Source organism: Hymenobacter aerophilus DSM 13606, from assembly GCF_000382225.1.
Classification (GTDB): Bacteria; Bacteroidota; Bacteroidia; order Cytophagales; family Hymenobacteraceae; genus Hymenobacter; species Hymenobacter aerophilus.
This window is the reverse complement of record NZ_KB907815.1, coordinates 46,663-60,982: the sequence shown is the minus strand read 5'-3', so window position 1 is coordinate 60,982 and position 14,320 is coordinate 46,663. Positions and strand designations below refer to the sequence as shown.

Here is a 14,320-nt window from a genome sequence, read left to right as displayed (position 1 = left end):
TCTACAGATTCTCTACGCCGCTGTGGGTTTCGTCGTCGATGCGTTTGGCGGCGCGTACGAGGCTGCTGCTGAAGATGAACTCCTTGAGCTCGGGGACCTGGGCGTTGAGGATTTCGTCCTTGGTGCCGTCCCAGAGCTTGAGGCCTTTGTAGAGGAAGATGATATGGTCGCCGATTTCCACCACCGAGTTCATGTCGTGGGTGATGATGACGGTGGTGATGTTGTATTCGTAGGTGATTTCCTGGATGAGCTCGTCGATTTTGAGGCTCGTGAGCGGGTCGAGGCCGGAGTTGGGCTCGTCGCAGAACAGGTAGGTGCAGTTGGGGGCAATGGCGCGGGCAATACCCACGCGCTTTTTCATGCCGCCCGAAATTTCGGAGGGCATCTTGTCGCCCGCGTTTTCGAGGCCCACGCGCTTGAGGCAGAACTCCACCCGGTCGCGGCGCTCGGCGGCGCTCATTTCGGGCGTCAGCATCTGCAGCGGAAACTCCACGTTCTTGGCCACCGTCATCGAGTCGAACAGGGCCGAGCCCTGGAACAGCATCCCGATTTTGCGCCGGATTTCCTGCCGGATCTGCACTTTGTTGTTGGTGAACACGGTGCCATCGAAGGTGATGCTGCCCAAATCAGGCTGCATCAACCCCACCACGCACTGCAGCAGCACCGATTTGCCGGTGCCCGAGCCGCCGAGCAGCAGATTGCACTTGCCCGTTTCGAAGGTGCAGCTGATGCCCTTGAGCACCGGATTCCCGTCGAAGCTCTTCTCGATGTTATGAATCTCGATCATAGAATATAAGTAATGGCGGAGAGCCTAGAAAAGCCGCAAAAGTTGCTCTGCGCGCTTGCTCAGGCCCCACCGCCCATCCGGCTACAGCAGAATAGCGGCCAGCACGAAGTCGGCAATGAGAATGGCGATGATGGAATTGTTGACGGCCGTGGTGCTGGCCGTGCCCACTTCGAGGGCGCCGCCTTCGGTGTAATACCCCTTGAAGGCCGAAATGGCCGACACCAGGAAGGCAAATACCACCGACTTAATCAGGGCAAACACGATGTTGTAAGGAATAAAATCGGAGCGGATGCCCTCGATGTACTCCTGGGCCGAGATGGAGCCGGTGAGCGAGCCGGCCAGGTAGCCCCCGATAATGGAGAGGGCCATGGCCAGCACCACCAGCAGCGGAAACATGAGAATGGCGGCCAGAATGCGCGGCAGCACCAGATACGAAGCCGAGTTGATGCCCATTACCTCCAGCGCCGACACCTGCTCGGTGATGCGCATGGTGCCCAGGCCGCCGGCAATGCTGGAGCCCACCTTGCCGGCCAGCACGATGCTGGTGATGGTGGGCGCCAGCTCCAGAATCGTCATTTCGCGCACCATGTAGCCGATGGTGCTTTTAGGAATAAGCGGGTTGGTGAGGTTGTAGGCAATCTGCACGCAGGTTACGGCCCCGATAAAGGCCGACACGATGGCCACAATGAAGATGGAATTCACCCCAATCGTGACGCACTCGTCGATGGTGCGCTTCCAGAGCACCGCAAACCGCTCTTTGCGCACGAGCATACTCTGCATGAAAAGCAGAAACTGACCAAATGATTTGACCATAAAACGAAAAAACAGACAGGAAAAGCGGATACTTGCGCCGGAATAAGGCGGAGCGGAAGCCCGGCCGTTGGCCGGTGCTGGTTTCCCTACGTAAAAACAGCTATGCTAAACAAAGGAATGCAAAAAAATATCGTGGTAACGGGCGGCACCAAAGGAATTGGGCGGGCGCTGGTGTTCCGGTTTCTGCGCGCCGGCTACCCGGTCGTCACCTGCGCCCGCTCGGCCCCCGATTTAAAGGACCTGCAAACCGCCGCCGCCACGCTGGTGCCCGGCGCCGTGCTGCACACCCACGCCGCCGACCTGAGCGAGCAGCCCCAAACGCGCCGCTTCACCGATTTTGTGCAGCAACAGGGCCCGGTAGCGGTGCTCGTCAACAACACGGGCGCTTTTATTCCCGGAAGGTTGCAGGACGAGCCCGCCGACGGCTCGCAGCTGCGCCAGATGCTGGCCGTGAACCTGCTCAGCGCCTACGACGTGACGCTGGCGCTGCTGCCCGACATGCTGGCGCAGCACGAAGGCCACATTTTCAATATCTGCTCCACGGCCAGCATCACGGCGTACCCCAACGGCGGCTCGTACGGCATTGCCAAGCACGCGCTGCTGGGCTTCAGCAAAAACTTGCGCGAAGAAGTAAAGGAAAGCGGCCTGCGGGTAACGGCCGTGCTGCCCGGCGCCACGCTCACGGCCAGCTGGGAGGGCGTCGATTTGCCCGCCGAGCGCTTCATCAAGGCCGAAGACGTGGCCGACGCCATCTTCGGCGTCTTCAGCCTCTCGGGCCAGGCCGTAGTCGAGGAGCTGCTGATTCGACCCCAACTGGGCGACTTGTAGGCCGGTAGGGGCGCAGCCTAGCGGCGGTTGGCGCCCAGGCTGCGCCCGTAGGTTAGGTAGAGGAAGTACAGCGCCAACGCCCAGAAGCTGAGCGTCCGCAGGCGCCCCGCAGCATTTGTCAGCGCCGAAAAGTTAATGGCTGCCGCGTTCAGGCTGCAGCTGAGCACGAAAACCAGCTTCAGCACATCGAGGGCAGTTTTCGGGGTCTTGCGAGCAAACCACCAGCCGTAGGTCAGCGCCAGCCCCACCGCCCCACCCAGCAGCAGGCCATTCGCGCCCTCCCAGTGCTGGATTTTGAACAGGACGCCAACCACAATTCCGGCCGCCGCCAGCAGAACAGTCGCCAGGAAGCCGGGGTCGTGGCGCAGGGTGCCGTGGCGGGCAATCAGCAGCAGCAGGCCCGCCGGAATGAGCAGGACCAGGCCCATAACGAGCAGTACAGAAAGCATAATAAACGGGTTAGTGGAGAGCTGAGCTATTCTGCCTGGAGTTTTCCCCGGCCCGTTACCTTCAGTTCCAGCAATTTGGGGGTAGGGGAGTAGAACACGGTGCCGGAGCCGGCATGCGCGCCGGCCAGCAGCTGCGAAGCCCGCACGTGCGTGTCGCCGGCGCTGCTGGCGTTGGTTTGCAGATACATGTAGCGTAGCGGAAGCTTCTGGGCGTAGAGGCTGCCGCCGCCGCCCAGCGTGTGGTGCAACTCGTAGGTCGAGCCGGTCAGGTAGATGTCGCCCAGCTCGTACTGGTCCATGCCGATGTAGCGGCTGATAAGCTGCAGGCGCAGGTCGCCGGCGCCCACCAGATGCGGGAAAATCGTGTCCTGCCGGAACGCGCCCTCGGTGCGGATATCGGCCTGGCCGCGCAGAAACAGGTCGGTGAGGCGGGGCAGGTGCAGCCGCACCTCGCGGGGCGTATCGTAGCGGCGCACCCAGTTGCAGCGGCTAGTGTTGCGCACCGTCAGCATGCCGTCGGCTACTTCCAGCCGGATATCGTCCTGCAGGTTTTTGCCGGCCCGTACTTCGGCGTAGGTGGCCGTGTCCTGCACCAGTATCACCGTGACGTTGTCGTAGGTGGTCAGGCGCTGGAAGGGGGGCAGGCTGCGGCGCTCCGTGGTGATGCTGCCGGTGCTGGTGAAACAGCCGGCTTCGTTGTCTTTCTGGCAGCCGGCCAGCGCGGCCATCAGGGCCAGGACCGTGGCCGCGCGCAAAACCCGGCCGGGGGCGTTACCTTGCATCTTCAAACAGAAACCCCACATTATAGCACTTCGCGCGATGGATTTGAGCGGCAAGGTAGCCATTATCACAGGCGTCAGCAAAGGAATCGGGCTGGCCACCGTCGAGGCCCTGCTGGCCCGCGGCATGCACGTAGCCGGCTGGGGCCGCACCGCGCCCGCCAGCTTTCAGCACCCGCGCTTCCACTTCATCGAGTGCGATGTGCGCAACGAAAAAGCCGTGCAGAAGGCCCTGGCCGCCACTCAAAAGCAGTTGGGGGAAGAAGTGCACGTACTGGTGAACAACGCCGGCCTGGGCATTTCGGGCGCCGTTGCTGGCTTCTCCTCGGACGACTGGCACCTGATGTTCGACACCAACGTGCACGGCACGTTTTACTGCACCCAGGCCGTGCTGCCCGCCATGAAAAAGCAGCAGCTGGGCCACATTTTCAACATCAGTTCCATTGCCGGCACCACGGGCATCGAGAACATGGCCGGCTACTGCGCCAGCAAGTTTGCAGTGCGCGGTTTCTCGCAGTCGTTGTTCAAGGAAGTGCGCAAAGACGGCATCAAGGTTACCTGCCTGTACCCCGGCTCCACCCAAACCAACTTCTTCGACGACATCCCCGGCACCGACGCCAACGACTCGATGATGCAGCCCCAGGACATTGCCGACACCATCGTCTACGCCCTGGAAACGCCATTTAATTTCCACCTAGTGGATATTGAAATGCGGCCGTTGCAGCCGAAGAAGTAGGCATAGAGGAAGTGTGAAAAAGAACGTCATTCAGAGCGCAGCGAAGAATCTCGCATGCTGACAACGTAACGTTAGCCGCTCAACGAATTCATGCGAGATTCTTCGCTGCGCTCTGAATGACGTTTTAACCAGCAGTTGATACATGGTAGAAGTTCAGCACCTCACGAAAACCTTCGGCACCCAGGCCGCTGTGGATGATATCAGCTTTTCGGTGGGCAAGGGCGAAATCCTGGGCTTTCTGGGGCCGAACGGGGCGGGCAAATCCACGACCATGAAGATGGCGCTGGGCTATTTGCCGCCCTCGGCCGGCACGGTGGTCGTGGAGGGGTTTGATGTGCGTACGGCCCCGCTGGAAGTGCGCCGCCGGGTGGGTTACCTACCCGAGCACAACCCGCTCTACCTCGATATGTACGTGCACGAATACCTCGAATTTATCGGTTCGGTACACGGGCTGGGTGGCAGCGGCCTGCGCCAGCGGGTACGCCAACTGGTGGAGCGGGTAGGGCTAGGTCACGAACAGAACAAGCTCATCGGGGCCCTCAGCAAAGGCTACCGCCAGCGTGTGGGCCTAGCCCAGGCCCTCATCCACGACCCCGGCGTGCTCATCCTCGACGAGCCCACCACCGGCCTCGACCCCAACCAAATCGGCGAAATCCGCCAGCTTATCCGCGAGCTGGGCCAGGACAAAACCGTCATCTTCAGCACCCACATCCTGCCCGAAGTAGCCGCTTTGTGCAGCCGCGCCGTTATCATCAGCCGCGGCCGCCTCGTGGCCGACTCACCGGTGGCCGAGCTGGGCGCCCGGGCCGCGGGCGAAACCGTCATCCGCGCCGAATTTGAGCAGCCGATTGACACGGCGCCGCTGCTGGCGCTGCCCGGCGTGCAGGCCGCCGAGCTGGAAGCCGGTACCACCTACCGCATCCGGGCCCGCGCCGGCACCGACCAGCGCGGGGCCATTTCGCGCCTCGCCGCCGCCCAGGGTTGGGTGCTGCTGGGCCTGCGCCAGGAAGAACAGAGTTTGGAGCAGGTGTTCCAGCAGCTGACGGAAGGCGGGAAGAAGTGAGAAAAGAACGTCATTCAGAGCGCAGCGAAGAATCTCGCATGCTGACTTTACAGCAGCAACCCTAAAGAGTGCGTGCGAGATTCTTCGCTGCGCTCTGAATGACGTTCTCCAGTACTGCTTTCTTTCCCTTCAGCACATCAAAAAATCAACCCCCAACCATGCTTGCCATACTGCGCAAAGAATTCAACAGCTTCCTGAACTCGCCCGTGGCCTACGTGGTGCTGGGCGTGTTTCTGGTGGCTACCGGGCTGTTCGTGTGGGTGTTCCCGGATAGCTCGGTGCTCGATTACGGGTTTGCCGACTTGCAGACGCTGTTCAATATCGCGCCCTGGATTTTCCTGTTTCTGATTCCGGCCCTCACCATGCGCACGTTTGCCGAGGAAAAGAAGGCCGGCACGATGGAGCTGCTGCTCACGCGCCCGCTCACCGACACCCAGCTCATCGGCGGCAAGTACCTGGCCTGCCTGCTGCTGGCCCTGCTGGCGCTGCTGCCCACACTGCTCTACTACTACTCGGTCTACCAGCTCGGCGACCCGCAAGGCAATATCGACTCGGCGGCTACAGTGGGCTCGTACCTGGGTCTGGCGCTGCTGGCGGCGGTTTTTGCGGCCATCGGCGTATTTGCCTCGGCCCTCACCCGCGACCAGATTGTGGCCTTTCTGGCGGCCGTGGTGGGTTGCTTTCTGGTATACTCCGGCTTCGATTCGCTGGCCTCGGTGTTCGATGGCGCGCCGGCCTACTACATCGGCCAGCTCGGCATTGCGGCTCACTACCGCGACTTGAGCAAGGGCCTCATCGATTCGCGCGACCTGCTCTACTTCTTCACCCTGAGCGCCATCATGCTGCTGGCCACCCGGGTGGCGCTCCAAAGCCGCAACTGGTGATTTCTTAAGCTGATAGCTAGTAGCTGATAGCTGTTAGCTTTCTGTGCTAATGGCTCTGTTTAGGGCTGTCAGCTATTGAGAGTGAGTTTAAACAACTTTTTTGCGTGCATTCGTGAGTATTGAACCAGAACAGGAGCTAACAGCTAACAGCTCTCAGCTAACAGCTCAAAACCCAACAGCTCAAATCAAAAAGCGCGACCTGACCCGGTTTGCGGTGCTGCTGGGCGTGCTGCTGCTGCTCAACTTTCTGGGTGGGCTGTTCTTCTTCCGGCTCGACCTGACGGAGGACAAGCGCTACACCATGTCGGGGGCCACCAAAGAGCTGCTGGAGAAGCTGCCGCAGCCCGTAACCGTTACGGTGTACCTCGACGGCGACTTCCCGCCGGCGTTCCGGCGGCTACAGCAGGGCGTGCGCGAAACGCTGACCGAAATGCGCGTGTACGGTGGCGCCAACCTGCATTTTGTGTTCGTCGACCCCTCGGCGGCGGCCACCGAGCAGGCCCGCAACGAGTTCTACCAAACGCTGTTCAAAAAGGGGCTGACGCCCACCAACCTCGGGGCCAACGACAACGGCAAGCGCACCGAGAAAATCATCTTCCCCTGGGCCGTGGTTTCAGCCGGGGGCAAGGAGGAAAAAGTGCTGCTGCTGCGCGGCAACCAGGCCGAATCGCCCGAAGTACGCCTTAACCAGAGCATCGAGGGGCTGGAGTATGAGCTGGCCAGCGCCATCCGCCGCCTCAGCCCCGGCCCGCGCCTGCGCATCGGGGTAGTGGAGGGCCACGGCGAGCTAACCAACCTCGAAGCCGGCGACCTGATTGGCTCGCTCAGCCGCGACTACGACGTGTTCCGGGTGAGCCTCGACAAGTCGCGTCCCCAGGACCTGGCCTCGCTCAGCGCCCTCATCGTGGCCAAGCCGGCCCAGTCCTACACCGAGCCCGAAAAGTTCAAGCTCGACCAGTTCATCACCCACGGCGGCAACGCGCTGTTTTTCGTGGATGCCATGCGCGTGAACCTCGACAGCGCCAGCCGCGGCGGCATGCTCGCCTTCCCGCTCAGCCTGAACCTCGACGATATGCTGTTCAAGTACGGCCTGCGCATCAACCCCGACTTGCTGCTCGACCTCAACTCGGGCGTCATTCCGCTCGTCACGGGCCTGAACGGCGACAAGCCCAAGGTCGAGCCCATGCCCTGGCAGTTCTACCCGCTCATCAACCAGTTCAGCCCGCACCCCATCACCCGCAACCTCGATGCGGTGTACACCAAGTTCGTGAGCAGCATCGACACGGTGAAGGCCGTGGGCATCCGCAAAACGCCGCTGCTGTTCACCTCGCGCTACACCCGGGTGCTGCCCTCGCCGGTGCCCGTGAACCTCAACGACGCCCGCCTGCCCCCCGACCCCAAGCTGTACACGGCCCGCAACAAGCCGGTCGGCTACCTGCTTGAAGGTCAGTTTCGCTCGCTGTTCGCCAACCGCGCCGAGCCCGGCACCAGCCGCTTTCTGCCCGAAACCAGCCCCGAAAACCGCCCCGCCAAAATCCTCGTCATCTCCGACGGCGACTTCGTGCGCAACGACATCGACCCCAAAACGGGCCGCCCGATGCGCCTGGGCTTCGACCGCCTCGCGCCCACCGAATTCGCCAACCGCGAGCTGGTGCTCAATGCCGTCGATTACATGCTCGACCAGTCGGGCCTGATAGCGGTGCGCGGCAAGCAAATCACGCTCCGCCCCCTCGATAAAGTGCGCGTAGCGGCCGAGCGAAGCCGCTGGCAGCTGCTGAACCTGGCCGCCCCGCTGGTGCTGCTGGGCCTTTTCGGGCTGGTGCGCGCCTGGCGCCGCAAGCGCCGCTACGCGCGGTTTTAGTAGCGGGTGTAAGGTAACCAGACACAATTATGCTCGGCGAATTCATCGGCGAAATACTGGTTGAAGGCCTGCTGGGCTCCCCGTGGCACGGCATAAAGGCTTGCGTCGGCTTCGGATACCTGTACCTGCGCTACTGGCGGCCGCGGCGGGTGCGCGAGCAGCTGGCCGGGCGCTACGGCGGCCGCTACGCCACGGCTGGCTCGGCAGTGCTGACGGGGCTGCTGCAGGGGCTGGGCGTGGCGCTGCTGCTGGCATTGGCGGCGACGGGGTTGCTGCTGCTGGCAAAGGCCCTCTGGGTCGCTATTGGGCAGTAAAATAAGTCGTGCCATTGGCTGCTAACCTGCGGGCGGTGGGAGTGAGGCCGGCACTATGATGGCTGTTTTGCGGTGTTGGCACCACGGCTGCCACATTCCCGGTCCACGCCGCCCGGCCCCGCTAGCAAACCCCGGCCGCGTTGCCTATCTTTGCTCATTACCCAAACTGCCTTCCAACTCAACTCTCCCTATGAAGTTCATCGTCTCGTCTTCCGCCCTGCTCAAGCAGCTCCAGAGCATCAACGGCGTGGTTACGAACAACCCCGTGGTGCCTATTCTGGAGAACTTTCTCTTTGAAATCGAGGACGGCAAGCTGACGATTACGGCCTCCGACCTGGAGACGAGCATGATGACGGAGCTGCCCGTGGAGGCCCGCGAAAGCGGCCGCATTGCCGCCCCCGCCCGCATCCTGCTCGACACGCTCAAGAACCTGCCCGACCAGCCCGTTACCTTCACGCTCGACGAGGAAACCTACAGCATCGAAATTGCCAGCTCCAACGGCCGCTACAAGCTGGCCGGCGAGAATGCCACTGACTTCCCCCGCGTGCCGGTGGTAAAGGGCACGGCCCCGGTTGAGATGCCCTCCTCGTCGCTGAGCCGGGCCATCAACAAAACCATCTTCGCCGTGAGCACCGACGAGCTGCGCCCGGCCATGACCGGCATTCTGGTGCAGCTGGCCGACAACCAGGTAACCTTTGTGGCCACCGACGGCCACCGCCTGCTGCGCTACCGCCGCTCCGACGTGGGCGCGGGCCAGACCAGCAACATCATCATCCCGCGCAAGGCCTTCAACCTGCTTAAGGGCGCGCTGCCCTCCGAGGCCACGCCCGTGCGCATGGAGTTCAACGCTTCCAACGCCTACTTCAGCTTCAACCAGATGCGCCTCGTGTGCCGCCTGATTGATGAGCGCTACCCCGACTACGAGAACGTCATTCCGGTCAGCAACCCCAACAAGCTCATCATCAGCCGTCAGGAGCTGCTGAACTCGGTGAAGCGCATCAGCATCTACTCCAACAAAACCACCCACCAGGTGCGCCTGCGCCTCGCGGGTTCCGAGCTGACGGTGTCGGCCGAAGACCTCGACTTCAGCAACGAAGCCAACGAGAAGCTGGCCTGCCAGTACGATGGCGAGGACATGGAAATCGGCTTCAACGCTAAGTTCCTGCAGGAAATGCTGAGCAACATCGACTCGGAGGAAATTACGCTGGAGCTGAGCACGCCCAACCGCGCCGGCCTGCTGATGCCCACCACCCCCGACGACCACGAGAACATCCTGATGCTGGTGATGCCCGTGATGCTCAACAACTACGTCTGATCACGGATTAGCGCGGATTTTAGCGGATTTCACGGATTTTGTAGATGGGCCCGTCGAACGACTGTTCCCAGGATACCATTCATGAAATCCATCCGGATTCGTGCTGCTTCGTGACCCGCCTACAAAATCCGTGAAATCCGTTTAAATCCACGCTAATCCGTGATGAAGAAATCTGAAATCCGCTTCAGCATTGCCCTCGACGACCAGAAGGTGCCCGAGGCCATCAGTTGGTCGGCCACCGATGCAGGGCCCGATATTCACTTTGCCAAAGCCATCAACATCGCCCTTTGGGACCGGGACGAGCGGGGAACGATGAAAATTGACCTCTGGACCAAGGATATGCCCGTCGATGAGATGAAGCATTTCTACGTCGATACCATCGGCGCCATGGCCGAAAGCGTGCTCACCGCCACCAACGACACGGTAATGGCCACCAAAATGCGCGAGCTGTGCCGCCAGCTGATGGACCACATCGAGGAGGAGCAGCAAAAGCAGAAATAACGCGGTAGCTGCCAGCCAGCCAAGCGGCCGTATCAAACACCAAAAAGCCCCGCCGGCATCATGCTGGTGGGGCTTTTTGTGTCAACTTGTACGATGCTACTTGGTTTTGCTGGTAGCGGCGGGGCCAATAGTGGCGCCCTTGCTGCTGGCCGGGGCCGGGTCCTTCACCGACTTCACGAAAGCATCGTTGGTCGTCTGGGTTTTGTAGTTCATGCTGAAGGCGTTGTACTCCTTGCGCGAACCGTAGTAGTTGCTGTACTGGTCGGTGCTGAGCACCGCCTGCAACTCCTTGTCGCGCTCCTTGCACACGGCGTCGCACTGGTCTTTAATCAGCTTGTCGTTGCCTTCATTTTGCTGAATGATGGCAATGATGCGCGCTTGCTTATCCTCGTTGATGGCCTGAATACGGGTTTTCTGGTAGCCGTTGAGGCGCAAATCACGCGTCATCTGGTACGACAGCTCGCGGGCGTGCTGCTGGCCGGGGTTGAGGCGCGGGGAGGGCTTGGTTTTATCCTGCTTGACAACCAGCGGGGCGCGTTGCTGGGCATACACGCCAAACGAAGTCAGGAGCAGAGCGGAGGCGAGGGCAAGTATCTTTTTCATCGGGAAAGAATAGCGTGAATAGATGGGGCAAGGACAAATCCTTGATTGCCAGCCGGCGCGTAAGCCGGGGCTTGCCCCTCCCTAACGAAAAATGATGCCAGGTAGTTTACTCCGCGGCCCTGGGCGGCCCGATACCTGCTTAAAAGCAACCGGCCCGCGCAACGGCCCAGGCCGCCCCGCGGGCTGATTGCCAAGCGGCTTACTAGGGCCGTTTGCGGTTGCCTAGAAGGCGTTTTTCCACATCATCGACTCGACGGGCTTTACCGTGCGCTCGTTGTATTTGGCGTTGGGCTTGCGGTTGTAGAGGTTCTCTACGTCGCCCTCCACCGTGAAGTAGATGAGCTGGCCCACCGGCATGCCGTGGTAGATGCGCACGGGCATCGACACGCTGATTTCCAATGTCCAGGTGTTGCAAAAGCCGATGTCGCCCTTGCCGGCGGTGGCGTGAATGTCGATGCCCAGGCGGCCGACGCTGCTCTTGCCCTCCAGGAAGGGTACGTGGGCGTGGGTTTCGGTGTACTCCTCGGTTACGCCCAGATACAGCGTGCCGGGCTGCAGCACAAAGCCCTCGGCCGGTATTTCAAACACGTCGATTTCGTTGTGCTTGCGGGCGTCGAGTACGGCGTCGCGGTAGGTGGCCAGGTAGCGGCCCAGGTGCACATCGTAGGAGTTGGTGCCCAGGCAGCTGCGCTCGTAGGGCTCAATTACAATGGTGCCCCGCTCAATTTCGGCAAGAATCTGCTGGTCAGAAAGAATCATTTTGTTGAATTAGGGATTTTGAATTTTTAATTATGAATTAGCTGGAATAAATTATTGGGCTGCTTTAAAAAAGCAAGGCAACCAATTAATTCAAAATTCAGAATTTAAAATTCATAATTATTCCCCTTCCTCCTCGTAGCGGTCTTCGGGCAGGGCGCGCGAAGCGGTGCGGCGCGGCCGCTGCGGAAGGGGTTCGGGCGCGTCGTCGGCATCGGTATCGGCAGGAAGTACGGTGTCGAGGCGCTGCTGCAGGGCCGGCGCTACGCTGAGCACCAGGTAGAGCAGCAGCAGAAACGAGCCGATGAGCAGCATCAGGCTCAGGTAATCGAGCCAGTCGTGGCGGGCGGGCACGTCGAGCGGGCGGGGACCGGCGTAGGCGGGGGCCGCGGCCAGGTCGGCTTCGGGCTGCGGGTGCGGGTCTTCGGCTACGGCCGTGGCGGGGGCCAGCGTGGCGGGCGCGGCGCCATCGGCGGCAGCCGGTACGGTGGCCACGTCGGCAGCTACTTCGTCGGGGGTGGGGTCCTGCGAGGCGTTGAACTGGGCCGCGCTCTGCTTGATGAGCCGTTGCAGCGTACGCACCAGCGCCACCCGCTCATCGCGCGGCAGCACCCGGATAAAGAACTCGAAGTTGCGGTCGACCAGCAGGCTGTTGAGCTGCTTCTCGAACTCCAGTAAATCGGTGCGGCCCTTGCCAAACTGGCCCTTAAACCGCTCCGAAACGCCGTTGTAGTTGCGAAATAGCTTCTTCAGGTCTTCGCGGCCGAAGTAGGTGTCGAACTCGGCGCGGGCCTTGGTCGAGCGCAGACTTACCGGATACTTGGCGCGGGTGAACGACTTGTCGTACACCGTTTCCATCGTCCGGAAATTCAGCTCATCGACGGTGCGGTCGAAGAGGCGCTTGTTGGCCGCGGCCGGGCCGGTAACCGTCTGGGCCGTCAGCAGCAGGGGCAACACGAGCCCCAGCAACAGGAAAAGCAGCGGCAGCGGGCGAAATCGGAACATGTAAGCGCGGTTGATTCGCGCAAAGGTCGGGTTTTTACTGATTAGTTGTTAGCTAAAAGAACGTCATTCAGAGCGCCGCGAAGAATCTCGCGTGTTGATGTTATAATGATGCACAACGTCAACACGCGAGATTCTTCGCGGCGCTCTGAATGACGTTCTTTCTCTAATCCCTAATCCCTAATCCCTAATCCCTAATCCCTAACCCTTACAACCCATGCGCCTCTATCATCGACTCGCGGCAGGCGGTCAGGTAGCGGTCCACGAGGTCGTCGGTCATAGAGATGCTGATGAACAGGGCTTCGTAGAGGGCCGGAGCCAGGTAGATGCCGCGGTTGAGCATGGCCCGGAAGTAGCGGCCGAACGCCTCGGTGTCGGAGGTTTTGGCCTCGTCGAGGTTGCGCACGGGCTGGTCGGTGAAGAAGACGCTGAACATCGAGCCCACGCGGTTGACGGTGTAGTTCAGGCCCAGGTCGGCGCAAATCTGGCGGGTGCCGTCGGCCAGGCGGGCCGTGATGCGGTCCAGCTCGGTGTACAGTTCGGGGTGCTCCTGCAGGTAGGTGAGCTGAGCGATGCCGGCGGCCGTGGCAATGGGGTTGCCCGAGAGGGTGCCCGCCTGATATACTTTGCCGGCCGGGGCCACCTGGTCCATAATATCCTGGCGGCCGCCGTAGGCGCCCACGGGCATGCCGCCGCCGATAATTTTGCCCAGTGTGGTCAGGTCGGGCGTGATGCCGAACAGCTCCTGGGCGCCGCCGCGGGCGAGGCGGAAGCCGGTCATCACCTCATCAAAAATGAGCACGATGCCGTGCTTCGTGCACAGGTCGCGCAAGCCCTGCAGGTAGCCCTCGGCCGGGGCCACCAGGCCCATATTGCCCACCACGGGCTCCAGAATCAGGGCCGCTACCTGGCCTTCGTTGGCCAGAATGAGCCGCTCGGTGGCAGCCAGGTCGTTGTAGGGGGCCGTGAGCGTGTCGAGGGCCACGCCCTGCGTGACACCGGGCGAGTCGGGGGCGCCGAGCGTGAGGGCGCCCGAGCCGGCGGCAATCAGAAATGAGTCGCCGTGGCCGTGGTAGCAGCCCTCGAACTTGATGATTTTGTCGCGCCCCGTGAAGCCCCGCGCTACCCGGATGGCCGACATGGTGGCCTCGGTGCCCGAGTTCACCAGCCGCACCTTCTCGATGCTGGGCACCATTTTCTTGATCAACTCGGCCATTTCCACCTCGCGGCGGGTGGGCGCGCCAAACGAGAGCGAGTCGCCGGCGGCCTTCTGCACGGCGTCCACTACAATGTCGGGGGCGTGGCCCAGAATCATCGGGCCCCAGGAGTTGATGAAGTCGAGGTACTTATTGCCGTCTACGTCGGTCAGCCAGGCCCCCTTAGCCGACTGCATGAACACCGGATGCCCGCCCACGGCCCGGAAGGCCCGCACCGGCGAGTTGACGCCGCCCGGAATGTGGTGCTGGGCGCGGGTGAACAGGGCGTCGGAAGTGGCGAGGTTGAGGGCCGTTTTAGTATGGATTATGGAGTCGTGAGACATGAGAAGTAGCGTAAGAGGAAGTTAAAATCGGACCGTTTCAGTCGAGATTCGAGTTACGGGTATCTAACTACTCAATACCCATTACTCAA

The 14,320-nt window shown here is 61.5% G+C and carries 16 protein-coding genes; 8 read left to right on the top strand and 8 right to left on the bottom strand.

Annotation, left to right across the window (positions count from 1 at the left end; translation table 11 throughout):
* Nucleotide 1 precedes the first annotated feature (1 nt).
* Nucleotides 2-787, bottom strand: coding sequence for an ABC transporter ATP-binding protein (locus H145_RS0112580; RefSeq protein ID WP_019948512.1), 786 nt, complete (start codon nt 785-787; stop codon nt 2-4).
* Nucleotides 788-868: 81 nt separating this feature from the next.
* Nucleotides 869-1,600 (bottom strand): MlaE family ABC transporter permease, encoded by a 732-nt coding sequence (locus H145_RS0112575; RefSeq protein WP_019948511.1) that lies wholly within the window; start codon nt 1,598-1,600, stop codon nt 869-871.
* A 117-nt stretch (nt 1,601-1,717) separates the two neighbouring features.
* Between H145_RS0112575 and H145_RS0112570 the strand changes: the two genes are divergently transcribed.
* On the top strand, nt 1,718-2,428 hold the full coding sequence (locus H145_RS0112570; protein WP_019948510.1) for an SDR family oxidoreductase: 711 nt from the start codon (nt 1,718-1,720) through the stop codon (nt 2,426-2,428).
* A gap of 17 nt (nt 2,429-2,445) precedes the next feature.
* Here H145_RS0112570 and H145_RS0112565 read toward each other — a convergent pair whose 3' ends face one another.
* Together H145_RS0112565 and H145_RS0112560 are read right to left on the bottom strand one after the other, a co-directional pair.
* On the bottom strand, nt 2,446-2,877 hold the full coding sequence (locus H145_RS0112565; RefSeq protein WP_157541513.1) for a hypothetical protein: 432 nt from the start codon (nt 2,875-2,877) through the stop codon (nt 2,446-2,448).
* Nucleotides 2,878-2,903: 26 nt separating this feature from the next.
* A complete protein-coding gene (locus H145_RS0112560) occupies nt 2,904-3,659 on the bottom strand; it encodes a GIN domain-containing protein (RefSeq protein WP_019948508.1) in 756 nt (251 codons plus the stop codon).
* 37 nt (nt 3,660-3,696) lie between these two features.
* Between H145_RS0112560 and H145_RS0112555 the strand changes: the two genes are divergently transcribed.
* The 7 genes from H145_RS0112555 (at nt 3,697) to gldC (ending at nt 10,330) form a co-directional block, all read left to right on the top strand.
* Nucleotides 3,697-4,392 carry an SDR family oxidoreductase gene (locus H145_RS0112555; RefSeq protein WP_019948507.1) on the top strand — a complete coding sequence of 232 codons (696 nt, stop codon included), beginning with the start codon at nt 3,697-3,699 and terminating at the stop codon, nt 4,390-4,392.
* A 142-nt stretch (nt 4,393-4,534) separates the two neighbouring features.
* Nucleotides 4,535-5,455 (top strand): gliding motility-associated ABC transporter ATP-binding subunit GldA, encoded by a 921-nt coding sequence (gene gldA, locus H145_RS0112550; protein ID WP_019948506.1) that lies wholly within the window; start codon nt 4,535-4,537, stop codon nt 5,453-5,455.
* 158 nt (nt 5,456-5,613) lie between these two features.
* Entirely contained in the window at nt 5,614-6,339 is a 726-nt protein-coding gene (gldF, locus tag H145_RS0112545) for a gliding motility-associated ABC transporter permease subunit GldF (RefSeq protein ID WP_019948505.1), read from the top strand.
* 112 nt (nt 6,340-6,451) lie between these two features.
* Nucleotides 6,452-8,200, top strand: coding sequence for a gliding motility-associated ABC transporter substrate-binding protein GldG (gldG, locus tag H145_RS0112540; RefSeq protein WP_240471700.1), 1,749 nt, complete (start codon nt 6,452-6,454; stop codon nt 8,198-8,200).
* A gap of 29 nt (nt 8,201-8,229) precedes the next feature.
* A complete protein-coding gene (locus tag H145_RS0112535) occupies nt 8,230-8,514 on the top strand; it encodes a hypothetical protein (RefSeq protein ID WP_019948503.1) in 285 nt (94 codons plus the stop codon).
* A gap of 190 nt (nt 8,515-8,704) precedes the next feature.
* A complete protein-coding gene (dnaN, locus tag H145_RS0112530) occupies nt 8,705-9,829 on the top strand; it encodes a DNA polymerase III subunit beta (protein ID WP_019948502.1) in 1,125 nt (374 codons plus the stop codon).
* A 162-nt stretch (nt 9,830-9,991) separates the two neighbouring features.
* Entirely contained in the window at nt 9,992-10,330 is a 339-nt protein-coding gene (gene gldC / locus H145_RS0112525; RefSeq protein ID WP_019948501.1) for a gliding motility protein GldC, read from the top strand.
* A 96-nt stretch (nt 10,331-10,426) separates the two neighbouring features.
* Here gldC and H145_RS21190 read toward each other — a convergent pair whose 3' ends face one another.
* The 4 genes from H145_RS21190 to hemL form a co-directional block, all read right to left on the bottom strand.
* A complete protein-coding gene (locus tag H145_RS21190; RefSeq protein ID WP_019948500.1) occupies nt 10,427-10,933 on the bottom strand; it encodes a hypothetical protein in 507 nt (168 codons plus the stop codon).
* 222 nt (nt 10,934-11,155) lie between these two features.
* Nucleotides 11,156-11,692 (bottom strand): dCTP deaminase, encoded by a 537-nt coding sequence (dcd, locus tag H145_RS0112515; RefSeq protein ID WP_019948499.1) that lies wholly within the window; start codon nt 11,690-11,692, stop codon nt 11,156-11,158.
* A 117-nt stretch (nt 11,693-11,809) separates the two neighbouring features.
* A complete protein-coding gene (locus tag H145_RS0112510) occupies nt 11,810-12,694 on the bottom strand; it encodes a hypothetical protein (protein ID WP_019948498.1) in 885 nt (294 codons plus the stop codon).
* A 205-nt stretch (nt 12,695-12,899) separates the two neighbouring features.
* On the bottom strand, nt 12,900-14,231 hold the full coding sequence (hemL, locus tag H145_RS0112505) for a glutamate-1-semialdehyde 2,1-aminomutase (RefSeq protein WP_019948497.1): 1,332 nt from the start codon (nt 14,229-14,231) through the stop codon (nt 12,900-12,902).
* Nucleotides 14,232-14,320: the final 89 nt, after the last annotated feature.